The 23816-nt window shown below is 68.5% G+C and carries 21 protein-coding genes; 12 read left to right on the top strand and 9 right to left on the bottom strand.

Going from position 1 to position 23816, the window contains the following annotated elements; translation table 11 throughout:
• The 4 genes from AC3WMR_RS12010 to AC3WMR_RS11995 all read right to left on the bottom strand — a co-directional run bounded on the left by AC3WMR_RS12010 (window position 1) and on the right by AC3WMR_RS11995 (window position 5880).
• Entirely contained in the window at window positions 1–984 is a 984-nt protein-coding gene (locus AC3WMR_RS12010) for a Bug family tripartite tricarboxylate transporter substrate binding protein (RefSeq protein WP_492263292.1), read from the bottom strand.
• A gap of 51 nt (window positions 985–1035) precedes the next feature.
• Entirely contained in the window at window positions 1036–2667 is a 1632-nt protein-coding gene (locus AC3WMR_RS12005; protein WP_492263291.1) for a hydantoinase B/oxoprolinase family protein, read from the bottom strand.
• On the bottom strand, window positions 2668–4770 hold the full coding sequence (locus AC3WMR_RS12000) for a hydantoinase/oxoprolinase family protein (protein ID WP_492263290.1): 2103 nt from the start codon (window positions 4768–4770) through the stop codon (window positions 2668–2670).
• Window positions 4771–4899: 129 nt separating this feature from the next.
• Window positions 4900–5880, bottom strand: coding sequence for a LysR substrate-binding domain-containing protein (locus tag AC3WMR_RS11995; RefSeq protein WP_492263289.1), 981 nt, complete (start codon window positions 5878–5880; stop codon window positions 4900–4902).
• 88 nt (window positions 5881–5968) lie between these two features.
• On the opposite strand from AC3WMR_RS11995, the gene AC3WMR_RS11990 reads away from it, so the two are divergent.
• Genes AC3WMR_RS11990 through AC3WMR_RS11960 form a run of 7 tightly spaced genes read left to right on the top strand, consistent with a single transcriptional unit; the run spans window position 5969 to window position 12743 of the window.
• Window positions 5969–7249, top strand: coding sequence for an amidase (locus AC3WMR_RS11990; protein WP_492263288.1), 1281 nt, complete (start codon window positions 5969–5971; stop codon window positions 7247–7249).
• Between the two features lie 36 nt (window positions 7250–7285).
• On the top strand, window positions 7286–8452 hold the full coding sequence (locus AC3WMR_RS11985; protein ID WP_492263287.1) for an ABC transporter substrate-binding protein: 1167 nt from the start codon (window positions 7286–7288) through the stop codon (window positions 8450–8452).
• 27 nt (window positions 8453–8479) lie between these two features.
• Entirely contained in the window at window positions 8480–9349 is an 870-nt protein-coding gene (locus AC3WMR_RS11980; protein WP_175217229.1) for a branched-chain amino acid ABC transporter permease, read from the top strand.
• A gap of 14 nt (window positions 9350–9363) precedes the next feature.
• Window positions 9364–10350 (top strand): branched-chain amino acid ABC transporter permease, encoded by a 987-nt coding sequence (locus tag AC3WMR_RS11975; protein WP_492263286.1) that lies wholly within the window; start codon window positions 9364–9366, stop codon window positions 10348–10350.
• Window positions 10347–11129 (top strand): ABC transporter ATP-binding protein, encoded by a 783-nt coding sequence (locus AC3WMR_RS11970; RefSeq protein WP_492263285.1) that lies wholly within the window; start codon window positions 10347–10349, stop codon window positions 11127–11129. The genes AC3WMR_RS11975 and AC3WMR_RS11970 overlap by 4 nt, the downstream gene beginning before the upstream one ends.
• Window positions 11113–11817, top strand: a complete 705-nt coding sequence (locus tag AC3WMR_RS11965; RefSeq protein ID WP_369797695.1) for an ABC transporter ATP-binding protein — start codon at window positions 11113–11115, stop codon at window positions 11815–11817. Before AC3WMR_RS11970 ends, AC3WMR_RS11965 begins: the two co-directional genes overlap by 17 nt.
• Window positions 11818–11843: 26 nt before the next feature.
• Window positions 11844–12743, top strand: coding sequence for a polysaccharide deacetylase family protein (locus tag AC3WMR_RS11960; RefSeq protein ID WP_492263284.1), 900 nt, complete (start codon window positions 11844–11846; stop codon window positions 12741–12743).
• Window positions 12744–12784: 41 nt separating this feature from the next.
• Here the strand turns inward: AC3WMR_RS11960 and AC3WMR_RS11955 are convergent, their stop codons facing one another.
• From AC3WMR_RS11955 to AC3WMR_RS11940, 4 genes are read right to left on the bottom strand one after another with little or no spacing between them, the layout of a single operon-like run.
• On the bottom strand, window positions 12785–13693 hold the full coding sequence (locus AC3WMR_RS11955) for a polysaccharide deacetylase family protein (RefSeq protein WP_492263283.1): 909 nt from the start codon (window positions 13691–13693) through the stop codon (window positions 12785–12787).
• A 1-nt stretch (window position 13694) separates the two neighbouring features.
• Complete coding sequence (locus tag AC3WMR_RS11950; protein ID WP_492263282.1) at window positions 13695–15317, bottom strand: FAD-dependent monooxygenase; 1623 nt, start codon at window positions 15315–15317, stop codon at window positions 13695–13697.
• 37 nt (window positions 15318–15354) lie between these two features.
• Window positions 15355–16359, bottom strand: a complete 1005-nt coding sequence (locus AC3WMR_RS11945) for a Bug family tripartite tricarboxylate transporter substrate binding protein (protein ID WP_492263281.1) — start codon at window positions 16357–16359, stop codon at window positions 15355–15357.
• 56 nt (window positions 16360–16415) lie between these two features.
• Complete coding sequence (locus tag AC3WMR_RS11940; protein ID WP_492263280.1) at window positions 16416–17228, bottom strand: maleate cis-trans isomerase family protein; 813 nt, start codon at window positions 17226–17228, stop codon at window positions 16416–16418.
• Window positions 17229–17471: 243 nt separating this feature from the next.
• Between AC3WMR_RS11940 and AC3WMR_RS11935 the strand changes: the two genes are divergently transcribed.
• Genes AC3WMR_RS11935 through AC3WMR_RS11925 form a run of 3 tightly spaced genes read left to right on the top strand, consistent with a single transcriptional unit; the run spans window position 17472 to window position 20213 of the window.
• A complete protein-coding gene (locus tag AC3WMR_RS11935) occupies window positions 17472–18473 on the top strand; it encodes a Bug family tripartite tricarboxylate transporter substrate binding protein (RefSeq protein WP_492263279.1) in 1002 nt (333 codons plus the stop codon).
• A 9-nt stretch (window positions 18474–18482) separates the two neighbouring features.
• Window positions 18483–19220 (top strand): hypothetical protein, encoded by a 738-nt coding sequence (locus tag AC3WMR_RS11930; RefSeq protein WP_492263278.1) that lies wholly within the window; start codon window positions 18483–18485, stop codon window positions 19218–19220.
• Window positions 19221–19265: 45 nt separating this feature from the next.
• A complete protein-coding gene (locus AC3WMR_RS11925) occupies window positions 19266–20213 on the top strand; it encodes a LysR substrate-binding domain-containing protein (protein ID WP_492263277.1) in 948 nt (315 codons plus the stop codon).
• On the opposite strand, the gene AC3WMR_RS11920 is transcribed toward AC3WMR_RS11925, so the two are convergent.
• Window positions 20202–21116 (bottom strand): LysR substrate-binding domain-containing protein, encoded by a 915-nt coding sequence (locus AC3WMR_RS11920; protein ID WP_492263276.1) that lies wholly within the window; start codon window positions 21114–21116, stop codon window positions 20202–20204. The genes AC3WMR_RS11925 and AC3WMR_RS11920 overlap by 12 nt on opposite strands.
• 136 nt (window positions 21117–21252) lie before the next feature.
• Between AC3WMR_RS11920 and AC3WMR_RS11915 the strand changes: the two genes are divergently transcribed.
• Together AC3WMR_RS11915 and AC3WMR_RS11910 are read left to right on the top strand one after the other, a co-directional pair.
• Window positions 21253–22884 carry an FAD-dependent monooxygenase gene (locus tag AC3WMR_RS11915; RefSeq protein WP_492263275.1) on the top strand — a complete coding sequence of 544 codons (1632 nt, stop codon included), beginning with the start codon at window positions 21253–21255 and terminating at the stop codon, window positions 22882–22884.
• Window positions 22881–23816: a VOC family protein gene (locus AC3WMR_RS11910; RefSeq protein ID WP_492263274.1), complete on the top strand. Its 936-nt coding sequence runs from the start codon at window positions 22881–22883 to the stop codon at window positions 23814–23816. Before AC3WMR_RS11915 ends, AC3WMR_RS11910 begins: the two co-directional genes overlap by 4 nt.

The raw sequence follows: 23816 nt of genomic DNA, 5'->3' as shown, positions 1-23816 counted from the left end.
TCAGTCCAGCTTGATGCCGGCCTCGTCGATCACGGATTTCCATTTGCGGCTTTCGCTGCGCATCATGTCGGCCAGCCTGTCGGGTGGGCCGCCGGCGATTTCAAAGCCCATCTCGGACAGCTTCTTCTTGGTGCCATCGTCCTGCAAGGCCTGGTTGAACGCCCGGTTGAGCGTTTGCACGATGGCCGCGGGCGTGCCGGCCGGTGCCAGAAAGCCGTACCAGCCGATCAGTTCGTACCCCGGCACGCCGGATTCCGCCACGGTGGGCAGGTCCGGATAGGCCGCCAGGCGTTGCGCCGTGGTGACCGCCAGGGCGCGCAGCTGGCCGCCTTTCACCAGCGGCATGGCTTCCGGCAGGATCGCGAACATGTAGGTGGTCTGGCCGCCGATCAGGTCCTGCAGCGCGGGTGCCCCGCCCTTGTACGGAATGTGCGTGGCCCGGGCGCCGGTCATGCGCTTGTAGAGCTCGCCGCCCAGGTGCGACGGCGTGCCGGCGCCGGCAGACGCATAGTTGACGGTCCCCCCTGCCCCGCCCGGCTTGAGCAGGGCCGTGAGTTCCTGCAGGGTCTTGGGCGCGGCCGCCTTGTTCACCACCACCAGGCTGGGCAACAGGGTCGCCAGCACGATCGGGCTGAAGTCCTTCTGGGCGTTGTACGGCAGGTTGGCGTACAGGCTCTGGTTGACCGACAACGCCGTCGAGGTGCCCAGGAACAAGGTGTAGCCATCCGGTTCCGACTTGGCGACGTAGGCGGCGCCGATATTGCCGCTGGCGCCAGCCCGGTTTTCCACGATGACGGGCTGGCCCAGCGCGTCGCCCACTTTCTGGCCCAGGGCGCGGGCCAGCACGTCGGTCGAGCCGCCGGCCGGGTATGGCACGATCAGCCGGATGGGCTTGTCGGGATAGCCCGCCGCCAGCACCGTTGCCGACGTCATCGTGGCCGCCAGCATGGCCCCCCGGGCAAACTGCAATGCAATGCGCTTCATTTTTTGTTTTCCCCTTGCTACGTTGAAAGAAGCTGCCGCCCTCAAGAGCGGTCAGCGTGCTGCAACATATCCCTGCAGGCGGTCCTGGCGCAGGCCGGCGGCATCGCGTTGGGCCGCCGGGCCATAGCCGCCGCCGCCCGGCGTGCACAGGGTGACTTCGTCGCCGGGCTGCAAGACGTGCGGACGCCGACTGTCGACGGCCTGGCCATTGATCAGCACGCGGCCCAGCGCGCCGGGTTCGCCGCCGCCCAGCCCTGGCGCAGCCACCTTCAGCCGTTCGGTCAGGAAGACGATCGACAGCGGCGTGTCGTGGGTGCTGACGAAACGGATCTCTTCGCCCAGGCCGCCGCGCCAGGCGCCCTCGCCGCCCGAGTCCTGGCGCAGCGTCTTGCACCGGAACATCAGCGGCGCTTCGCGCTCGGCCACCTCGATGGGCGTGGCCGAGATATTGCTGGGCCAGGACATGACCGACGCCCCGTTCTTGCCCGCGGTGGCCCCCATGCCGCCGTTGTAGAACAGCACGGTGGCAAAGGGCTTGCCGTTGGCGCGGGTGCCGCTGAGATTGGCGATCCACAGGGGCGAGCCGACCCCGGCCATGACCCGCTGCGGCAGCACCGAGTACAGCGCCCCGAAGATGACGGTGGGCACGTAGTGCCCGGTGCAGGCGCGCCCGCCGACGGGCGCCGGCATGCGCGGGTTCAGGATGGTGCCTTCGGGCGCCACGGCGCGGATCGGGCGGAACAGGCCATCGTTGTTCGGCAGGTTCGGCAGCAGCAGGCACTTGATGGCGTAGACGGTCATGGCGCGGGTGTAGGCCAGCACGCAATTGATGCCGCGCGGCTGCTGCGCCGAGGTCCCGGCGAAATCGCATTCGATCTCGCCGTCGCCGATGCGTACGTTCACCGCGTAGCGAAAACGCTCGTCAAAGCCGTCGGTCTGCATCTCGTAACGGTAGTGTCCGGCGGGCAAGGCACGGATCGCGTGGCGCATCGCGGCCTCGCTGCGTTCGAACAGCGCGCCGGCCAGGTCGTCGATGCCCGGCAGGCGGTATTCGCGCAGGATGTCCTGCAGTCGCGCGCCGATCAGTTCCACCGCGCCCACTTGCGACCAGATGTCGCCCACCGTCTGCTCGGGGGTGCGCACATTGGTGCGGATCAGTTGCAGCAGCGTCTCGTCCGGCTCGCCGGCCGTCAGGAACCGCATCAGGGGAATGTGCAAGCCCTCTTCATATAGCTCGCGCGCATCGACCGAGCGGATCTTGCCGCCGATGTCGGGCACGTGGGCCGCCGTGGCCGAAAAGGCCACCAGCGTCTCCTGGTGGAAGATCGGCTTGACCAGGCTGACGTCGTTCAGGTGCCCGGTGCCGATCCAGGGATTGTTGGTGATGAATACATCGCCCGGCTGCATGGCGCGCGGGTCGAAACGTTCGATCACCGCCTGCACCGTGCGCGGCAAGGTGCCGATGAACGAGGGAATGCTGCCGTTGTTCTCGGCCAGCGCGCGTCCGGCCGAATCCGTCAGGACCACGGCGAAGTCGTTGGCTTCGGTCGACAGCGTCGAAAAGGACGTGCGCACGATCAGCTTGGCGGCTTCGTTGACAACCGAGCGTACGCGGGTCCAGAACACTTCCAGGAAGATGGGGTCGGCGGCCGCCGCCAGGGGGGTGGGTTGCAGGTCAGGCATTTACGGTTCCTCAATCGTGATCACGAGATTGCCGGTGGGCAGTTGTTCCACCTGGCCCTTGGGGCCAACGACCAGCGTCGAGCCGGCGTCTTCGATCAACATCGGGCCGCGGGCCTGGAAGCCGCTGCGCAGCGCGTCGCGGTCGTAGACGGGGGTATCCACATAGGCATCTGCCTCGTGGAAGTACACCGGGCGGCGGCTCTTGGGCTCGGGCGCGCCGCCCTGCGCCAGCGCCTGCCATTGCAAGGCCTGGCGCGGCGGCGCTTCGGCCGTGACGCGCAGGTTCATCAGTTCCACCGGCACATCGGGCGGAATGCGGCCGAACTTCTCGCGATAGCCGGATTCGAACGCCGCCACCAGCGCGGCGCGCAAGGCCTGCGGCGTGCGGGCGCCGGGGCCGGCATAGGGGCCGTCCGGCATGCGCACCGTCAAGTTAAAGCCCTGGCCGGCGTAGCGGCCGTCGGCCTGGCGGGTAAGCGCGACGGGGCCAAACGTGGCATCCAGCGGCGCCAGCGCCTCGCGGGCCTGCGCTTGCAGGTCGGCGTAGGCGGCTTCCAGCTCGTCCAGGCTGTCTTCGCTCGGACGCATGCTGACCGTGCGTGATCGGTCGGCGCGCGCGGGCGCCACCAGCAGGCCGTAGGCCGACGCCACGCCGGCAGCCGGCGGGCAGAGAATGGTCTTGACGCCGATCTTGCGCGCCACGTAGTAAGCATGCAGCGGTCCGCCGCCGCCCGTGCACAGCAGCACGAAATCGCGCGGATCGCGGCCGCGCTCGGCCACGTGCACGCGCGCCGCGCCCGCCATGTTCTCGGCCACGATGTCGTGCATGCCCCAGGCGACTGCCAGTGCCTTGCGCTGCAGGCTGGCGCCGATACCGCCCACGGCTTCGCGGGCCAGTACCGGGTCGATCGCGACGGTACCGCCGGCAAAGTAGGCGGGGTTCAGGTAACCCAGCAGCAGGTTGGCGTCGGTGACGGTGGCGGCCTGGCCGCCGCGCCCATAGCAAGCCGGCCCCGGTTCGGAACCGGCGCTCTGCGGCCCCACTTTCAGCAGGCCCAGCGCATCCTGGTGGGCGATGCTGCCCCCGCCCGCGCCGATCTCGATCAGGTCGACCGTGGTGATGCGCACGGGCAGGCCGCTGCCTTCGGCAAAGCGCTTTTGCCGCGCGGCCTCGAAGCCGAACGAGATCGACGGACGGCCGCGTTCCACCAGGCACAGCTTGGCGGTCGTGCCGCCCATGTCGAAGGCCAGCAGGTTTTCCTGGCCGTCGCGCAGGCTGTAGTGCGCGGCAGAGATCGCACCGGCCGCCGGCCCCGATTCCAGCAGTTCGATGGGCGTGCGCTTGGCCTCGTCGATATGCGACAGACCGCCGTTGGACAGCATCATGAGCACCCCGGCGCGCAAGCCCAGGTCGGCCAGCCGAGCCTGCAGCGTGTCCAGGTAGCGGTTGGCCAGGGGCTTGATATAGGCGTTGGCCGTGGCCGTCGACATGCGCTCGAATTCCCGCACCACCGGTGCCACATCACACGACAACGTGACGGCCAGGCCCGGAAACGCCTGCTGGACGATTTGGTGCACCTGGCGTTCGTGCGCATCGGAGGCATAGGAATGCAGCAGGCATACCGCCAGGGATTGCACCCCCTGCCCCACCAGGCCGGCGACCGCGTCCCGGACTTCGCCGGCATCGACCGGGGCGATCTCCATGCCGGCGGCATTCATGCGCGCCGAGATCTCGCCGCGCAGGCGGCGTTCGACCAGCGGCGGCGCGGCTTCGAGGGTCAGGTCGTAGAGATCGTATTTGCGTTCATGGCCGATCTCGATCACGTCCTTGAAGCCGTGCGTGACCAGCAGGCCCGTGGGGCTGCCGCGGCGTTCGATCAGCGCGTTGGTGAAGAGCGTGGTGGCGTGCACCACGCGGGCGACGTGCGCTGGGTCGATGCCGTTGTCGCGGATCAGGCGGGCCACGCCGTCCGCCACCCCTTGTGCCGGATCGCCGTGCGTGGTCAGCACTTTCAGGCTGTGCAGCCGCCCCGCCCCGTAGTCCACCGCGACCACGTCCGTGAACGTGCCGCCGATATCGATTCCCACCGCCCATGAATTCACTGCTGTTCTCCCGAAACGTCTGAGTGACGGGAGTCATGATAGAAATCGGTCTACTTCAAATCCAATGAAAAATTGAGAACGATTATTCGCTCAAAACGATAAATCAAGGCCCCACATACCGCGGCGGCGTCAGCGCGTCGGCGGCTCGCGGGTAGCGTCGCGTGTCGATTCTCGCAGCACACGCGCAAAGGCCTGGGCCGTGGGGTTGAGGTTGTCGGCCCGGCGGGCGCAGTACAGATCCACGTCGAAGGCGTTCGCCCGCCCCGACAGCGGCCGGTACTGCACGCCCGTGCCGCGCAGCGTGGCGGCCGATTCGGGCACCAGCGCCACGCCCATGCCGCATTCCACCATCGACAGCAAGGTGGGCAGCACGCTTTCGTAGACGATGTGCGGCCGAACGTTGTGGTCGCGGAACAGGCGTGTTTGCACGCTGTTGAAATAGAACGAGGCCTCGCGCTGGAAACCGACGACGTCCTGGCCGTCCAGCCGAGCCATCGGCACCCGCTCGTAGCGGTTCAGGGGATGGTCCGCCGGCAGCGCCAGGATCATCTTTTCGCGGTGCACCCGTTCGTAGACAAAGTCTGGCTCTTCGGCGCGCGGCAGGCGGCGGAAGATGGCCAGGTCGATGGTGCCGGCCGCCAGCTTGTCGGCCAATTCGCCGGTCAGGGCGTGTTCCAGCGCCAGTTCGACGTCGGGATATTCAGCGCGATAGCGCGACAGCGCCGGCGGCAGCACCTGGTAGGCCGCCGTGCTGACGAAGCCCACCGTCAGGCGGCCGGCATCGCCGCTGCCGGCGCGCCGCGCGGCGTGCACGGCGGCATCCCCTTCCGCCAACAGCCGCCGGGCGTGCTGCAGCAGCACTTCGCCGGCCCGGGTCAGCTTGACCGAGCGGGTCGAGCGCACGAAGAGTTCAGCGCCCACCTGGGCCTCGAACTGGCGAATCAATTGGCTGAGCGGCGGTTGGCTGATGTTGAGCCGGGCCGCCGCATTGCCGAAATGCAGCTCTTCGGCCACCACCACAAAGGCGCGTAGCGCACGCGAGATCAGGGGCATGGTGTTTTCGGGGACCAGGTTGGCGGGGATCGGGTCGGCAATTAGGTCAAGATTCAACTTAATTACTCGTTTTTATTGTATTAGACAACCCAATCTCCCATCAATAGAGTTCTCGGTGACCTCATCCTTTTTCATGGATCTCACTGTGAAGCCTCTCAATCAATGGACCGCCTGCGAAACGGCGGCCGCCATCGCCCGCGGCGAGATCACGCCCGAAGCCGTGGTGCGGGCCTGCCTGGACCGCATCGCCGAACGCAACGACGTGATCCAGGCCTTCGTGGCGTTCGACCCCGAACGCGCATTGGCCGATGCCCGCCAGGCCGCGCAACTGGCGCACGCCCCGCTGCGCGGCGTGCCATTCGCCGCCAAGGACATCCTGGATTCGGCCGACTACCCCACCGAATACGGCTCGCCCATCTACCGCGGCCACCGGCCCGCGGCCGATGCCGGCTGCATCGCCCTGGCCCGTCACCGCGGCGCCGTGCTGCTGGGCAAGGCCGCCACCGGGGAGTTCGCCACGCAGACGCCCAGCCGGGCCACCAATCCCTTGCGCACCAGCCACACGCCGGGCGGCTCGTCCAGCGGATCGGCCGCGGCGGTGGCGGACGGCATGGTGCCGGTGGCGTTCGGCACCCAGACCACCGCGTCGATCGTTCGCCCCGCGGTGTATTGCGGCGTGGTGGGCTACAAGCCCAGCTTCGGCCTGATCGCGCCGGGCGGCATGAAGGCGTTGAGCCCGTCGCAGGACACCGTGGGCGTCATTGCCCGCGACGTGGCCGACGCGGCCTTCTTCACCCTGGGCCTGCACGCCGCCCGCGACGTGTCGGCGGTGGCGGGCCTGCGGCCCCGTATCGGCCTGTGCCTGTCGCGGCAGTGGGATTACGCCCAGCCGGCCACCGTCGCCGCCATCGACCGCGCTGCGGCCCGCCTGGAACAGACGGGCGCGCAGGTCGAACGCTTCTGGCTGCCGCCGCAATTCGAGGCGCTGGAGGCCCTGCAACTGCGCATATTCGCCTTCGAGGCCCGCCAGTCGCTGGCGACGGAACGGCTGCACCACGCCGACCAGCTCAGCCCCCGGCTGACGGCCAGGCTGCACGCCGAGATCGGCCTGGATGAATACGCGTTGATGCTGCAGGAGGCCGCGCGCATGCGGGCGCGGGTGAACCTGCTGTTCGACCGTTATGACGTGCTGCTCTACCCCGCCGCCGAAGGCGAAGCCGAGGCCGGGTATGACTCGGCCGGCTCGCCGCGCTACGGCGCGATCTGGACGCTGCTGCACGTGCCCTGCATTTCGTTTCCGCTGGACATCGGGCCGGGCGGCCTGCCGGTCGGCGCGCAGCTGATCGGCCCGTATGGGCAGGACACGCGCCTGCTGGCGGCCGCCAAGTTCGCCACCCAGGCGCTGGACCTGCCGTCCGCGGCCTGAACAGATTCAACCGCAGCATCGACAAGGGGAAATACCATGCAAACGAAAAAATGGCTGGCTGCACTGGCGTTGACGTTGCCCGCGCTGGGCGCCCAGGCCCAGGAAACGCTCAAGATCGGCGGCATCGGCCCGCTGTCCGGCGGGGGCACCGCCTGGGGCCTGGCCGTGCAGCGCGGCGTGCAGATGGCGATCGACGAGGTCAACGCCCAGGGCGGCCTGAAGATCGGCGGCCAGACCTACAAGCCGGAACTGGTCATGTATGACGACAAGTACAGCGCCACGGGCGGGCGCAGCGCGGCCGAACGGCTGGTCAACCTGGACAAGGTCAAGTTCATCATCGGGCCGATCGGCACGCCGTCGGTGATGGCGGTGGTGCCGATCGTGAACGACGCGCGCGTCATCATGCTGTCCAACGGCTATGCGCCGGACATCCTCAAGCAAGGCGGCCAGAACGGCTACAACTTCCGCACCATGAACAGCAACGTCGAGTTCGGCCCGGCGATGGTGAAGTGGTTGAAGGAAAACCGGCCCCAGGCCCGCAAGGTGGCGCTGATCGTGCCCAACGACGCCACCGGCCAGGTCGTCATGCCCACGCTGGGCAAGGCCTACCAGGACGCCGGCTACACCGTCTGGTCGGAAAGCTACGAGCGCGGGTCCAAGGAATTCGCGCCGCTCCTGACCCGGATGCTGGCCCAGGGCGTCGACGTGCTGGATCTGAATCTGAACGCGCCGGGCGAAGCCGGCCTGTTGACCAAGCAGGCCCGCCAGGTGGGCTTCAAGGGCATCATCTGGCAGGTGGGCGGTCCCGGCATCGACGAGGTCGCGGACATTGCCGGGCCCTATGCCGAAGGCTTCATGTCGTACGACGTGTTCGACTTCAACGAGCCGGCCGCGCGCCGTTTCGTCGACGCCTACAAGCAGCGCTGGAGCGGCGTCATCAATGCACAGACGCCCGGCTGGTACAACTCGGCGCGCATCCTGTTCAAGGCAATGGAAACCGCCGGCACCACCACCGATACCGACAAGGTGCGGGCCGCGCTGGAAAACCTGGGCGGCTTTGACGCCGGCATCTACGGGCCGGTGGTGTGGGGCGGCGCCAAGGCCTACGGCGTGAACCACCAGCTGCTGAACCGGTTCTGGGTCACCGAGATCCGCGACGGCAAGCCGCACGCCCTGGCGACGTTGTCGCCGGCCCGCGAATAACGCGGCCCCGCCGTCCGAGGCATCGCCATGTTCTCCCTACCTGTCCTGACGCAGGTGCTGGTCAACGGCCTGAGCCTGAGCGCGATCTATGTGCTGATCGCGCTGGGGTTCACGCTGCTGTTCGGCATCATGAAGGTCGTCAATTTCGCGCATGGCAGTTTTGCCATGCTGGGCGGCTACGCCCTCTTCTATTACTTCGGAAAATGGTCGCTGCCCTATGTGGTGGCCATCGTGCTGGCCGCGTTGACGGTGGCCGCCCTGGGCCTGGTGCTGGAATGGCTGGTGTTCCGGCGTTTCTACCAGAAGATGTTCCAGAGCATGATCGGCCTGCTTGGCCTGGACATCGCCATCGTCTACACCGCGGTGCTGGTCTGGGACGTGCAGGAACGCTCGGTGCCGTCGGCGCTGAGCGCCATGGTGCAGCTGGGGCCGGCGGTCATTCCCGCCGACCGGCTGATGGTGATCGGCGTGGCCATCGCGGTGCTGCTGGCGTTCTGGGGCTTCATGGCGCTTACCCGCCATGGCCTGGCCATGCGGGCGGCGGCCGAAGACATCGAGATCGCCCAGGCCCAGGGTGTGAACACGCGGCGCATCTACCAGCTGGCGTTCTTTCTGGCGGTGTTCATGACGGCGGTGGCCGGCGCCATCTATGCGCAGACGTACGCGCTGTCGCCGTTCATGGGCGAGCGGCCGCTGATGGTGGCGTTCATCGTCGTCATCCTGGGCGGCATGGGCAGCATTCCTGGCGCCGCGCTGGGCGGCACCCTGTTCGGCTTCGGCGAAAGCCTGCTGTCGACGTTCTATGGGTCGGCGGTATCGACCTTCGTGTCCTTCGGGGTGGTGATCGCGCTGCTGGTGGTGCGCCCGTGGGGCTTGCTGGGCAAACCTGAACGCTGAAGGACGACCATTCCATGATGCCTCATCCCCTGTCTTTGCCTGGCGTGGCCGCCCGGCCGCGGCGCGCCAGCCTGGCGCTCTCTGCCGGGTCGGCCGCGCTGGCCATCCTGGCCCTGGCGCCCCTGGCGCTGGACAATCCTTTCCTGCTGGCGACCGGCGCGCTCATCCTGCTGAATGTGATCGGCGCGGTGAGCCTGCATCTGATCATCCGCACCGGCCACATCTCGCTGGCCCATGCCGGCTTCATGGGCGTGGGCGCCTATGCCTGCGCGCTGTCGGTGCTGCGGTTCGACCTGCCGCCCGCGATCGGCCTGGCCATCGGCGCGGCCGCGGCCGGCGCGCTGGCGCTGCTGGTCGGGCCGGTGCTGCTGCGCCTGACCGGCAAATACTTCGTGCTGGTGACCTTCCTGCTGGGCGAGATCATCCGGCTGGTGCTGGTCGAATGGCAAAGCGTGACAGGGGGGGCCAGCGGCCTGTCGAACCTGCCGCCCCTGAATGCCGCCTGGACCTCGCCGCTGGCGCAGTACTACGTGGCGCTGGCCGCGGCCGCGTTGACGGTGCTGCTGTGCGTGCGCCTGTTGCTGTCGGAGACGGGCCGGGCCATCGACGCGGTGCGCGAAGCGCCGCAGCTGACCGAATGCACCGGCGTGCGCGGACTGCCCTTGAAAGTGGGCGTATTCGTGCTGGGCTGCGCGCTGGCCGGCGTGCAAGGCGGTCTGCTGGCCTTTTTCATGCGCTACATCGACCCGTCCACCTTCGGCATGGCCGAGTCGCTGAACCTGGTGGTGATGAATGTGGTGGGCGGCATGTACAACGTGGTCGGCCCCATCCTCGGCGCGGTGTTCCTGGTGGCGCTGCCTGAACTCTTGCGCGGCTACGTCGAGATCCAGCGGATCCTGTTCGGGGTGGCGCTGATCGTCGTGATGGCGGCGTTTCCCGCGGGCATCGCCGGCCTGGCGGGCTGGTTCGGCGGCCGCCGCGCCCAGGGGAAAACGGCATGAGCGCCCTGCTGGAAGTCCAGGGCATCGGCCGCAGTTTCGGCGGCCTCAAGGCGGTGGATGGCGTCAGCTTCGATGTGCGCGAAGGCGAGATCCTCGGCATCATCGGCCCGAACGGCGCCGGCAAGACCACCCTGGTCAACCTGGTCAGCGGCGTGTTGCGCCCGACCGGCGGCGCGGTGGCCTTTGCCGGGGAACGCGTCACGGGGCTGGCGACGTCGGCGCTGAGCGCACGCGGGCTGGTGCGTACCTTCCAGTCCACCGCCGTGTATGGCGCCTGCACCGTGCGCGAGAACCTGGTGCGCGGCAGCTACCTGACGCGCTACCCGGGCGTGTTGGCCGCGCTGTTCGGCTCGGCCCGGGCCCATCGCCGCCGCGCCGAGGCGGACGCCTTGGTCGAACGCCTGCTCGACGACATGGCGCTGCGCGACGTCGCCGACACCCCGGCGGGCAGCCTGCCCTATGGCGTGCAGAAGATCCTGGGCATCGCCATCGCCCTGGCCGCGCGGCCGCGCCTGTTGCTGCTGGATGAACCGGTGGCGGGCCTGAGCGCAGCAGAAACCGACCAGGTGCGCGACGTGATCCTGCAAGTGCGGGCGTCGGGCGTCACGCTGGTGGTCATCGACCACAACATGCGTTTCATCGCCGGCCTGTGCGACCGGCTGCTGGTCGTGGCCGCCGGCCGCGAGCTGGTGCGCGGCCTGCCGGGCGACGTCCTGCGCGATACGCGGGTGGTGCAAGCTTATCTGGGGACGAAGAATGTCACTGCTGGAATTGCGTGATCTGGAGGTGCGCTACGGCCCGGTCGCCGGCACGCGCAAGCTGAACCTGACGGTCGAACCCGGCGAAACGCTGGCCTTGATCGGGTCCAACGGCGCCGGCAAGAGCAGCACGCTGCGCGCCGTGGTCGGCCTGGCGCGCCACTATGGCGGCGATGTGCTGTGGCAAGGCCGCAGCATCAAGGGGCTGCCGGCGTCTGACGTGGTCAGGCTGGGCATCGGTTTCTCGCCCGAAGGGCGGCGGGTGTTTCCGTCACTGACGGTGGCCGAAAACCTGAAGATGGGCGCTTTTGGCCGCGGCGGCGAAAGCGCCACGGCGCGGCTGGAAGAGATCCACCGCTATTTTCCCCGGCTGAAGGAACGCAGCCGCCAGGCCGCCGGCAGCCTGTCCGGCGGCGAACAGCAGATGCTGGCGATCGGCCGCGCACTGATGAGCCGGCCCCAGCTGTTTTTGCTGGATGAGCCGTCGCTGGGTCTCGCGCCCATCGTGGTCGAGCGCATCGGCGACATCCTGCTGGAGATCCAGGCGCGCGAGGGGCTGGCGTTCGTGCTGGCCGAACAGAATGCCAACTGGGCGATGCGCGTGGCCCGCCGCACCGCCATCCTGCAATTGGGCGAAAAAGTCTACGACGATCCCTCCGAGGCCCTGCTGTCCGACCCGCGGGTCCAGACGGCATTCCTTGGCGTCTGACAGGAAACCACCCTGAGGAAACCACCATGCAGCTTCCGTATCACGACCGCTACCCTTACAGCGCCATCGTCGAACGCGGCAATTACGACTGGCCGGGCGGCAAGCGCCTGGCCGTGTACATCGGCCTGAACATCGAACACTTTGCCTTTGGCGCCGGCCGCGGCCATCACCTGGGCACCGAACTGCCGCAGCCCGATGCGCGCGGCTTTGCCTGGCGCGACTATGGCAACCGGGTGGGTGTCTGGCGGCTGTTCGATCTGTTCGACGAACTGCAACTGCCCGCTGCACACTTGCTGAACACCGCCCTCTTCGACTACGCGCCGCAGATTGCCGAGCGGGTGATGGCGCGCGGCGACGAGATCATCGGCCACGGCCGCACCAATGCCGAGGCCCAGGGCCACCTGTGGCCGGACGACGAAAAACGCCTGCTGAACGAGGTGCGCGAGGCCATCAAGCGCCATACGGGCCAGGACGTGCGCGGCTGGATGGGCCCGTGGATGTCGCAAAGCCACCAGACGCCGGAGCTGCTGGTCGAGACGGGCTACAAGTTCGTCATGGACTGGCCGGCGGACGACCAGCCGCTGTGGATGCACACCCGCCAGGGGCCCCTGATGTCGGTGCCCTACCCGCTGGAAATCAATGATTCGCCGCAGATGCTGGTGCGCCGGCATACGCCGCAGGACTTCGAGCACATGATCATCGAGCAGTTCGAGGAAATGCTGGAACAGTCGACGCGCCAGCCGCTGGTGTTCGGCATTGCGCTGCACACCATGATCGTCGGCCAGCCCTATCGGCTGCGGTCGTTGCGCCGCGCGTTGAAGTACATCGCCCGGCATCCCCAGCGCGACCGACTCTGGTTCACCCGGCCCGGCGAGATCTACGACCACTGCGCTGCGTTGCCGCCGGCGATCCTGCCGCAGCCCTGAACCCGCGCCGCGCCGGCCGCCCGGCGCGGCGTCGGGCGCGGCTAGGCGGGGCCGCCCGGCACGATGCCCTCAGGCAGGCTCGCCACGTGCGCCGCGATCTGGCCCGGGGTGGCCAGCCAGACGTCGTCGCGCCGGGCGCTGATGTGCCGCAGCACGTCGCGCAGGCGCTTGATGCGCTGGGGTTGGCCGCTCAGGAACGTATGCAGGGCCACGCAATACACCTGCGGAAACTTCACGGATTCGGCCAGTTGCTCGTCGAAGGCGTCGATGGCCATCTGCGCGAAGTCGCCATCGCTGGCGCCGCGATTGATGTAGGCCGGCAGGTCGTTCAGTTCCATGGACGGATACGGCATGGCAAGAATCGGGCCGCGATCGGTGCGAAACCAGGTCGGCTGGTCGTCGAACCACCAATCCAGCATGTAGGAGAAGCCGGCGTCCTTCAACAATTCGGGCGTGCGCGGGCTTTGCGAGATGAACGGCCCCAGCCAGCCTTGCGGCGACGTACCCTCTTCCTGCGCAATGCGTGCGCGCACGTCCTGCAGCATCTGGCGTTCTTCGTCGGGCGCCATGTCGATCTGGCGCTCTGAATTGGTGCGGCCATGGCCCACGAATTCGTCGCCGCGCGCCCGGAACGGCGCCAGCACGTCGGGGCACACGTCATACACCGACCCGTTGACCAGCACGGCCAGCGGGATGCGGAAAGCCTCGAACAGCGCCAGCAGGCGCCAGACGCCCACCCGGTTGCCATAGTCGCGATAGGCATAACCGCGGTGGTAAGGCGCCGCGGGCGACGAGGTGAAATCCTTGCCCGGGTTCAGGCCGAACTCGAAGGCTTCGATGTTTATGGCGAAGTACACGGCCAGGCGCTTGCCGCCCGGCCAGTGGTAGGTGGGGCGGTTGACGATGGCGCTGAAAGGATAGCGGTCGTTGCCCGTGTGGAAGGTTTTCATGTCAGAGGGCTCCTCGTGCGATGTCGATGATCATGGGCGCGTTGTCGACGTGGGCGCCGCGCCAGGCGACGTGGCCGTCGGGCCGCACCAGCACCAGCGGCGCTTCGTACAGCTCGTGGATGGATTCGTCGGCGATCGGCCTGACCGACAGGGGCACGCCGCGGCTGGCGGCGGCGCTGTGCAGGCTGGCCACGCAGCCGGTATGGGCGCCGGCAAAGGCCAGGAGCGCATAGCCGCGGCCGTACAGGTCCAGCGTCGAGCGCCCGGCGTCGAGCCAGGCATGCGGGGCCCGCGCGCCCGGACGCGAGGTGGGCTGGTAGCGTGAATAGTCATCGGGCGTGGGCGGCGTGCCGTCGGGAATGCAGATCGGGGAATTCTCGTAGCGATAGCCGACTTGCAAACCCCACGACTGCCATTCGGTGGCGGTGGCGCGTTTCAGGTCGGCGCCGATCAGGCGGCGCTGGGCGTGGGCCTGCGGGTCGTCTTCCAGCACGCGGTCATAGCGCGGCGCGGACGTCCAGGTCTGGAAGTTGCGGGTGGAATAGGCGGCGTTGCGCACCGCGATGGGCCGGCGTTCCAGCCCGTACGAGGCCAGCAGCGACGCCCCGCCCCACCCTTGCAGCATCGCGTCCAGCTTCCAGCCCAGGTCAACCGCGTCGCCCATGCCCGTGTTCATGCCCATGCCGCCGGTGGGCGACATGGTGTGCACCGCGTCGCCGGCGAGCAGCGCCCGGCCCATCTGGTAACGCTGCGCCACCAGTTCGGTGCGCTTCCAGGGCAATACGGACTGGATCGTGAACGGGATGGCGGCGCCCGGCGTCTCGCCCAGGGCGCGGCGCACGTAGGCCGCCGCGTCGAAGTGTTCCAGGTCGAATTTGTCGGCGGTGCCGTAGACGGTCAGTCGCCACAGCGCGTCGCCGTCGATGACCGTCAGGTTGCCCCAGGTGCCTTCCGGCCCGATCAGCAGGAACCGTTCGGCCGCGTCGCGGCGGCAGCGGCCCAAGAGGCCGGGGCAGGCAAACAGGATGCTCATGGAATAGTTGATGTGCGCATTGCCGACCATGGGAATGTCCAGCTGGCGGCGCACCACGCTCCCGGCGCCGTCGCAGCCGACCAGGTAGCGGCCCCGGAACGTCACGGGTTCGCCGCGGCCGTGGTCCCGCGCGGTGACGATCACTTCGTCGCCGGTGTCTTCGAACCCGGTGACCTCGGTATGCAAGCGCAGCTCGGCCTGCCCCTGGCGGCGCAGTTCCTGCTTCAGGATGGGGTCCATCCACTGCTGCGGACAACGCTGCTTCTTTTCCGGCGTCCACGCCGGCGTGGGCATCTGCGCCATGCTGGGATAGTCGTCGCGCTCCAGGGTATGGCCTTGCAGGCTGGTGCAGAACTCGATCGACAGCGCGTAATCCTTGGGAAAGCCGCAGTCGCGCAGGCGGTCCGCCATGCCCCAGCGGCGAAAGAACTCCATGGTGCGCACCGCGATCAGGCCGGTGCGCGGGTGCGCCACGGCGCCATCGCCCTTTTCCAGCACCAGGCTGGGAATGCCGCGCCAGCCCAGGTCCAGCGCCAGCGCCAGGCCCACCGGGCCGGCGCCGACGATGATGACGGGGTAAGTCGAAGTCATGTCGAAAACCTCTTTTGAACGAAATGATCGGCGCCCGTCATTGCAGGGTGACATGCGCGGCCACCACCGTCTGGCGCCATGTGTCGGCGTCTTGCGCGATGGTGCGGGAGAACTGTTCCGGCGTGTCCCGGATGGCCACGTAGCCCAGCGCCGCGATGGCGTCGGCCACCGCGCGCTGGCTGGCCACGGCGGCGTACAGCCGCTGCAGGCGTTGCAGGACATCCACCGGGGTCTTGGCCGGGGCCAGCAGCCCGAACCATTCCACCGATTCAAAGCCCGGATAGCCGCTTTCGGCCACGGTGGGCACGCCAGGCAGGCTCGCCACGCGGTCCCGGCTGGTCACGGCCAGCACCCGGATGTCGCCCTTGCCCAGCTGCGGCATGACCTGGCCCAGCGCCATGAAGGCCATCTGCAAGCGGCCGGCGCTGAGGTCGGTCAGCACCTCGGCATTGCCCTTGTAAGGAATGTGCGTGATGTCGATGGCCGCGCGCTGGCGGAACATCTCGCCGGTCAGGTGGATGATCGACCCAATGCCGGCCGACCCGAAATTGATCGCGCCCGGCTTGGCACGGGCCAGCGCCACCAGGTCAGCCACCGACCGCGCGGGCAGCTTGCCGTGCACCACCAGCGCCAGCGGACCGGTCATGGCCCGCCCCACGGGCTGGAACGAGGTGTGCGCGTCATACGGCAGCGAGGCATACAACGCCGGCGCCACCGTCAGCGTGCTGGTGCCGGCCCACAACAGCGTGTAGCCGTCGGGCTTGGCGCGGGCCGCGATGCCGCCGCCGGTGGCGCCGCCCGCGCCGGGGCGGTTCTCGACGATGACCGGCTTGCCGGCTTCGCGGGCCATGGCTTGCGCGAACAACCGGGCGGTCACATCCGTCGGACCGCCGGCCGAGAACGGCACGATCAGGGTAACGGGCCGCTCGGGAAATTCCTGCGGCCACGCCGCGCATGGCGCCAGCCCGATCAGGACAGCCAGGGCGCAAACCGGCAAAGGCCCGCGGCGCAAGGGCCGGGCCGGGAATGGAAAGACAGGCATGATGCCGCTCCTGGGACGGCCGGCAGGCGTGCCGGCGCAAATCAAGGGGACTGCGATCAAGGGGGTGCCGAGGGACCGCCCTGGCCCGGCACGCGTTCCGCCCAACCGCCGAACAGCGGCTGGGTCGCATCCGGCGGCGGCAGGTGCTGACCATTGCCGGTCACGCGCAACAGTTCCCAGGCCAGGCACAGGTTGGACGACAGCACCGGCTTGCCCGTCAGCGCCGCCACGCGCTGTATGGCCGGCAGCGTCGGCATGCCGGTGCCCGAAAACAGCACGGCATCGGCGTCCTGCCAACGCAAGGCGTCGAACGCCGCCATGACGGTGGGCGTGGTGATGGCATAGATGGCGCGGGTGTCGGCGGTATCGAGATCGATGGCGGCCGTGTCGGCCACGTCGATGCCGGCCGCCGCCCAGTAGGCCTGGCACAGCGCGGTCATCCAGGCCGGATACGGCGACACCAGCGCAATGCGCCGGATGCCCAGATGCGCAAACGCCGACTTGATGGCCTGCGATGCCGTCACTATCGGATAGCCGTGGCGCATCTGCAGCGCGTCCAGGCGGCGCCGCTCGAGTTCGGGATCGATCAGGTACGAGCTGCCCGTGCAGGCATAGCCCGCGGCATCCAGCGGCGCGGTGTCGAAGCTGTCCAGCGTGTGGCCCAGGTTGCCGAAGTAATCCGTCAGGCGGGTGCGAGAATCGGTGCGACTGCCGGTGAGGCGCGACGACAGCATCGTGAATCCGCCGGGCAGCAACGCCGCAAGCTCGGGTTCCACCACGGTGTTGGCTTGTGGAATCAGGATGCCGACAAGGCCTTTGCTGCCGTATTCGCGCAGCGGCTGCGGGCTGGAAATCGCTTGCGTGTTCATCTGCCTGCCCCGTTGGTTTTGTTGGGATCAAGGCATTCTAGGCAGCGATGCGCCAGCGGCCTACTGGGGAATTTTGATACCCCTCTTCATGAAAAATGGCCTACCCGCCAGAGGGTCTACCGCCCTTGCACCAGCCTTCACGAAAACTTAACCCCTCCTGCCCCGCGCGGCGTTGAGCGCTGCTTGCCACCGCCCTATAGTGCGGCCAGGATCAGCCCGAAACGGGGCGGCAAGGAGCGTCACATGAGCAGCATCGAACACGGAAAACGCAGGTTGATGGGGCTGGCGGTGGCAGGCGGTGCGTTGGCATCGCTGCGCCTGCGTCCCGCGATGGCACAGGCCGAATGGCGCCCCACCACGGTCGTCAGGCTGATCAACGGTTTCAGCCCCGGCGGGTCCGCCGACCAGCTTTGCCGGGTGCTGGCGCAGCCCCTGGCGGCGCGCCTGGGCCAGCCTGTGATCGTCGAAACCCGCACGGGATCGGGCGGTTTCGTGGCCGCCTCGGCCGTGGCCCGCTCGGCGGCCGACGGCCACACGCTGGGGCTGGCCACCATGGGCATGCTGACGATCTCGTCGCAATTGCGCGGGCTGTCGCTGCCGCTGGACGTGCAGAAAGACCTGACGCCGATCTGCGGCGTGGCGGGCATCTATTCGCTGCTGGTGGCCTCGCCCCAGGCGCCGTTTCGCGACGTGCCCGAATTGATCGCGTATGCCAAGGCCAACCCGGGCAAGCTGTCGTATGCGTCCACCGGCATCGGTTCCGCACCCAATCTGGCGGCCGAACTGTTCCGCAGCCAGGCCGGCGTCAACATCGTGCACATTCCCTACAAGGGCGGCTCGCAGGCGGTGGTGGACCTGATCGCCGGCCGCGTCGACATGCTGATCGGCAATCTGCCCGATTTCCTGCCGCAGGTGCGGGGTGGCCAGATTCGGCCGATCGCCTTTGCCGGCGAACGCGCGGCGCCGGAATTGCCCGACATTCCATTGATCAAGCAATGGCTTCCCGGCTACAGTGTCACGAACTGGTTCGGCATCGTCGCGCCCGCCGGGCTCAAGCCCGACGTGCTGCAAGCCTGGAGCCAGGCGTTGCAGCAGGTGCTGGCAGAGCCGGACACGCGCAACCGCATGACCGAGCTGGGCATGGAGATCATGGGCGGATCGCCGCAGGCGTTCCTCGAACGCATCGACCAGGATCGCGAGCGCTGGAGCGCTGTGATCAAAAGCGCGAATATCACACTGGAATGAGCATCTGCCATGTCATCGCCCGCGCAGCCCGGCCCCACTCCCCCCGATGACGTTCGGCGCAGGCTCGAGGCCTTTCGCCAGCAACGCGGCTACCTGCTGCCCCACCAGGGCGCGCTGGCCGCAGCGCTGCCGGCATTGCAGGACGCCTACGGCCCGTTCTATCGCACGCTGGTGCAAGAGCCGCAGCACCTGACCGCCTTCGAAAGCGAATTCGTCTGGCTGGTGCTGCTGACGGCCGCGGGCGAAGCCCTGGGCACCCACCACGTCGACCTGTTCTACCGCCATGGCGGCACCGGCCGGCAGGCGCAGGCGGCCTTTCGCGTAGCGGCCTGGTCGGCCGGCACCGGCGCCTATGCCTTTCTGGACCGCCATTGGCAAAGCCACTTTCCGGACGTGCCCGCCGCCGCGGCCTACCAGGACGCGATGCGCACGCTGCTGGCAGGCCTGGACGTGCCCGAAGAGCTGGCGCGGCTGGCGCTGCTGTCGGCGCATTCGGCACGCTCGGACCACTGGGGCGTCGAGCAGGCGATCCGGGCGTGCTACGCCGCGGGCGTGGCCGAGCCGCGTATGGTGCAGGCACTGAGCCTGGCGCTGTGGCCCTGCGGCATCAATCGCTTCATCGAAGCCTGCGATATCTGGCTGGCGCTGATGCAGGCCGGCGCGGTAACGCCATCGGCCAGCTTCCAGGCCTGGGCCGATACGCCGGACCAGCACGGCAGCGCCGTGGCCAGGCAGGATCAACGCTAGCTGCGCGCGGACCGCCGGTCCGCCACGCTGGCAGACGGGGGCATCATGGAACTACGCCAGTTGCGCTACTTCGTCGCCATCGCCGAACACGGTTCCATGGGCCGTGCGGCGCTGGCCCTGGGCGTGGCCACGGCGGCGCTCAGCCAGCAGGTGTCGCGCCTGGAAGGCGAACTGGGCGTGCGGCTGCTGCTGCGGCAGGTGCAAGGCACCACCCCCACCGCGGCCGGCGAGGCCTTCCTGCGCCGCGCCCGCCAGATCCTGCGCCAGACCGAAATGGCCACCGAAGAAGCGCGCGGCGCCCGGCTGACCGGCTCGGCGTCGCTGGGTTTCACCCCGGCCACCGCGGCCGTGCTGGGCGGCCCGCTGCTGCAAGCCATGCGTGAGCGCTACCCCGAGGTCCGGCTGCATCTGGTCGAGGCGTTTTCCGGCTTTCTGTCGCAGATGCTCAATGCCCGCAAGCTGGACCTGGCGGTGGTGTTCCAGACCGACATCGCGCAGCGCTGGCACTGCACCCCGATCCTGCGCGAAAGCCTGTTCGCCATCTGTTCCCCGGCTTCGCCCCACGGCTTTGCGGGGGCCAGCGTACGGCTGGAAGACCTGGCCGACAAACCCTTGCTGCTGCCCAGCCGCGCCCACGGCCTGCGCCTGCTGCTGGACGTGGCGTTTTCGCAGATCGGCTGCGCGCCGCGCATCGAGGCCGAAATCGATTCCCTGGGGCTGCTGCTGGAAGCCGTGCGGCTGGGCTACGGCGTGACCATCCAGCAAAGCGCCGTGGCGTCCTGTTCGCCGCGCCCCGGGCTCAGTTTCGCCCGCGTCGCCAATACCGGGGTCGGCGTGCAGAACGTGCTGGTGAACCTGGCCGAGGAAGAAGCCTCGCCCGCCGTCGCGGTGACGGGCAAGATGGTGTTCGACGTGGCGCGCAAGCTGGTCACCGACCGGCACTGGGTGGGCGCCACGCTGGGCGAAGATCCGGGCGCCGGCCTAGCGGCCTGAGCCGGCCTTGGCCGCCAGCCGCGCGCTGACCCGTCGCACCAGGGTGCAATAGTGTTCGGCGGCCGGCGTCAGCGGCAGGCCCGTGCGCCGCACGATGCAGATGGGCGGCGCCGGCAGGGCTTCGCGCACCTTGATTTCCTGCAGCACCCCATGCAGCAGTGGATGCTGCAACCACTGGATCGGCAGCATCATCAGCAGGTCCGAATTGACCAGCGCCGTCAGGAACGTCAGGGCGGACTGCGCTTTCATGGCCAGACGCGGCGCGGGCAATCCGTGCTTTTCGAACAAGGGGCCGAGTTCTTCCTCGGCCTTGTGGGTGATGGACGTGGTGATCCATTCCGCGCCGACCAGGTCGCGCAGCGAGCGGGCGTGCGCCAGCGGGTGGTCTTTGCGGCCCAGGATGACGCGGGTGTTGTCGAACAGCTTTTCGGCTTGCAGCTCGCCCGGCACGCGCGCGGGCACGGGGCCGATGTAGAAGTCCAGCGCGCCGTCCAGCAGCGATGCCTCGGCCAGGGGATAGACCCCGTCGATGATTTCCAGGTGGGTGTCGGGATAGCGGGCGCGAAACGGCTTGAGCACGTCGGCGAACAGGCCCAGGTGCGGTGCGGTGGACATGCACAGCGCGACCCGGCCGTGCGTGGCGCCGCGCATTTGCTCGACTTCGTCGCGGGCGCGTTCGATCTCGTGGCGGATGGCGCTGGCGCGCCGCAGGAACACTACGCCGGTGGGCGTCAGGCGCAGACCCTTGGTGTGGCGTTCGAACAGCGCCACGCCCAGTTCCTTTTCCAGCTCGTGGATGCTGCGGGTGATGGCCGGCTGGGCCAGCCCCAGGTGGCGCGCCGCCGCTCGCACGCCGCCCCGCTCGGCCACTGCCAGGAAGTCACGCAAGGTGTTCAGTTTCATCGCTGGGGCCGCTTTGCCAAAGTGATACGAATCCGGTATCGGTAAGACAATTTTGCCATCTTTCGGTATCTATCGGGGGGTTCTAGGATTCCGTCCAAGCGTCGCCATCCGAGCGACCGGCACAGGAGACAACACCGTGCAACAGCAGGCATCGTTTCGAGTGGTGATCGTGGGGGCGGGGCCGGCCGGACTGGGCCTGGCCATCGAGCTGGGCGTGCGCGGCATTCCGTGCCTGCTGATCGAGCGCAACGACCGCGTGGGCTACGCGCCGCGCGCCAAGACCACCAACGTGCGCACCCGCGAACACCTGCGCCGCTGGGGCATCGCCGACCGTCTGCGCGCGGCCTCGCCGCTGGGCGTGGACTACCCGTCGAACGTGGTGTTCTGCACCCGGCTGGCAGGCGTGGAACTGGCGCGCCACGAAAACGCCATGTACTGCGCGCCGGGCCGCAACCCGCTCTACGCCGAGCATGCGCAATGGATTCCGCAGTACACGCTGGAGGAAACGCTGCGCGCCTACGCCCAGTCGTTGCCCTGCGTGCAGATCCGCTTCAACTGTGAACTGCTGGACGTGTCGCAGCATCCGGCCGGCGTGCAGGTACGCATGCGCGATGGCGCCGATGGCAGCGAACGGCAGGTCCAGGCCGACTACCTGGTGGGCGCGGACGGTGCGCGCAGCAAGGTCCGCGAGCTGATCGGCGCGCGCATGGAAGGCCGCTACGGCCTGTCGCGCAACTTCAACATCGTGTTTCGGGCGCCAGGCCTGGATCGGGCGCACGGCCTGGGGCCGGCCATCATGTACTGGCAGGTCAATCGCGACGTGCCCAGCCTGATCGGCCCGATGGATCGGGGCGATACCTGGTTCTTCATGCCGACCCACGCTGACGGCCACGGCCGCATCGACGACGTGGACGTGGCCGCCTTGATCGGCCGCGCTACGGGCATCGACCTGCCCTACCAGGTCCTGAGCCGCGACGAATGGGTGGCCAGCAAGCTGCTGGCCGACCGCTACCGCCGCGGCCGCATCTTCCTGGTGGGCGATGCCTGCCACCAGCACCCTCCGTTTGGCGGTTACGGCATGAACATGGGCATCGCCGACAGCGTGGACCTGGGCTGGAAGCTGGCCGCCACGCTGCAAGGCTGGGGCGGGCCGGCGCTGCTGGACAGCTACGAGGCCGAACGGCGGCCGCTGCACCAGTGGGTGCTGGACGAGGCCGAGGTCAACCACGCCACGCTGGGCAACCAGCTGCTGGCCGACGGCATCGAGGACGCCGGTCCCGCCGGCCAGCGCATCCGCCAGGAAATCCGCGCGCGCATCGAAGTGGAAAAGATGCGCGAATTCGCGACCCTGGGCGTGGTGCTGGGCTATCGCTACGACGATTCGCCGGTGATCGTCGGCGACGCCGGCCCAACGCCCGAACGCGACTTCATCAACTACGTGCCCAGTTCCCGCCCCGGCGCACGCGCGCCGCATCTGTGGCTGCACGACGGCAGCTCGCTGTACGACCACTTCGGCTTCGGCTTCACGTTGCTGGCCGCGCCGTCCGTGCCGCCGGGCGAATTGGAAGAAATCCAGGGCGAGGCCCGCGCCCGCAGGCTGCCGTTCACCATCATCCAGCCGCGCGAAGGCGCCGTGGCCAGCCACTACCCTGCCCGGTTGACCTTGATCCGGCCGGACCAGCAGGTGGCCTGGCGAGGCGATGGCTGGCCGGGCGCGAGCCTGCTCGCCCGCGTCACGGGCGCCACGACCTTCAGGAGCGCGACATGATGCCTTCCACCGCCGCCGTGCATTCCGTCAACCGCTACGTCATGTCCGTGCCGGACCTGAATGCGGCCGAACGCTTCTATCGCCATTTCGGCCTGGACGTGCGCGCGACCCCGGGCCGCCTGGATCTGTATGCCGCGGGCCATCGCCATTGCTGGGCTTCCGTGTATGCCAATGGCGGCGGCGACAAGCAGCTGGAATACGTGAGCTTCGGCCTCTACGAGCACGACGTGGCCGAGATGCAGGCGCGCGTGGCGGCGCTGGGACTGGCGACGGATCCGCATCCGCTATCGGACGGCGACGGCCTCTGGCTGCGCAATCCCGATGGCCTGCCAATCCAGCTGATCAAGGCGCCCAAGGTGTCGCCTGATGCCAAGTCGCTGCCCTCGCCGCGCGCGGCAGTGCCCACTGGCGAACGCGCGGCCGGCCTGCGCAGCCAGGCCGCCCAGGTGCGTCCGCGGCGCCTGTCGCACGTGCTGTTCTTCACGCCCGATGTGTCGCGCATGGTGGAATTCGCGATACGGGTGCTGGGCCTGCGGCTGTCGGACCGGTCGGGCGACCTGGTGGCCTTCCTGCATGGCCCGCACGGGTCCGACCACCACCTGGTGGCCTTCGCCAAGTCCACCCACGCCGGGCTGCACCATTGCAGCTGGGACGTGGGCAGCATCGACGAGGTCGGCGCGGGCGCCGAGCAGATGCGCGCGGCGGGGTATGCCGAAGGCTGGGGACTGGGCCGGCACGTGCTGGGATCGAACTACTTCCATTACGTGCAAGACCCCTGGGGCAGCTACGCCGAATACTCGTTCGATATCGATCACATCCCGGCGGGCCTGGCCTGGACCGCGGCCGACCATCCGCCGGAAGATGCGCTGTACCTGTGGGGCCCGGCGGTGCCGGACGCCTTTTTCATCAATCATGAACGGGCGCGAACCTGA

It is taken from the genome of Achromobacter sp. FW305-C-28 (genome assembly GCF_058783235.1).
This window is presented reverse-complemented; position numbering and strand designations above follow the sequence as displayed.

Bases quoted from the DNA above. Each gene is read 5' to 3' on its own strand.
- AC3WMR_RS12010 (WP_492263292.1), bottom strand. From the start codon at position 984: ATGAAGCGCATTGCATTGCAGTTTGCCCGGGGGGCCATGCTGGCGGCC.
- AC3WMR_RS12005 (WP_492263291.1), bottom strand. From the start codon at position 2,667: ATGCCTGACCTGCAACCCACCCCCCTGGCGGCGGCCGCCGACCCCATC.
- AC3WMR_RS11985 (WP_492263287.1), top strand. From the start codon at position 7,286: ATGCAAACGAAAAAATGGCTGGCTGCACTGGCGTTGACGTTGCCCGCG.
- AC3WMR_RS11980 (WP_175217229.1), top strand. From the start codon at position 8,480: ATGTTCTCCCTACCTGTCCTGACGCAGGTGCTGGTCAACGGCCTGAGC.
- AC3WMR_RS11975 (WP_492263286.1), top strand. From the start codon at position 9,364: ATGATGCCTCATCCCCTGTCTTTGCCTGGCGTGGCCGCCCGGCCGCGG.
- AC3WMR_RS11970 (WP_492263285.1), top strand. From the start codon at position 10,347: ATGAGCGCCCTGCTGGAAGTCCAGGGCATCGGCCGCAGTTTCGGCGGC.
- AC3WMR_RS11960 (WP_492263284.1), top strand. From the start codon at position 11,844: ATGCAGCTTCCGTATCACGACCGCTACCCTTACAGCGCCATCGTCGAA.
- AC3WMR_RS11955 (WP_492263283.1), bottom strand. From the start codon at position 13,693: ATGAAAACCTTCCACACGGGCAACGACCGCTATCCTTTCAGCGCCATC.
- AC3WMR_RS11950 (WP_492263282.1), bottom strand. From the start codon at position 15,317: ATGACTTCGACTTACCCCGTCATCATCGTCGGCGCCGGCCCGGTGGGC.
- AC3WMR_RS11945 (WP_492263281.1), bottom strand. From the start codon at position 16,359: ATGCCTGTCTTTCCATTCCCGGCCCGGCCCTTGCGCCGCGGGCCTTTG.
- AC3WMR_RS11940 (WP_492263280.1), bottom strand. From the start codon at position 17,228: ATGAACACGCAAGCGATTTCCAGCCCGCAGCCGCTGCGCGAATACGGC.
- AC3WMR_RS11935 (WP_492263279.1), top strand. From the start codon at position 17,472: ATGAGCAGCATCGAACACGGAAAACGCAGGTTGATGGGGCTGGCGGTG.
- AC3WMR_RS11930 (WP_492263278.1), top strand. From the start codon at position 18,483: ATGTCATCGCCCGCGCAGCCCGGCCCCACTCCCCCCGATGACGTTCGG.
- AC3WMR_RS11925 (WP_492263277.1), top strand. From the start codon at position 19,266: ATGGAACTACGCCAGTTGCGCTACTTCGTCGCCATCGCCGAACACGGT.
- AC3WMR_RS11920 (WP_492263276.1), bottom strand. From the start codon at position 21,116: ATGAAACTGAACACCTTGCGTGACTTCCTGGCAGTGGCCGAGCGGGGC.
- AC3WMR_RS11910 (WP_492263274.1), top strand. From the start codon at position 22,881: ATGATGCCTTCCACCGCCGCCGTGCATTCCGTCAACCGCTACGTCATG.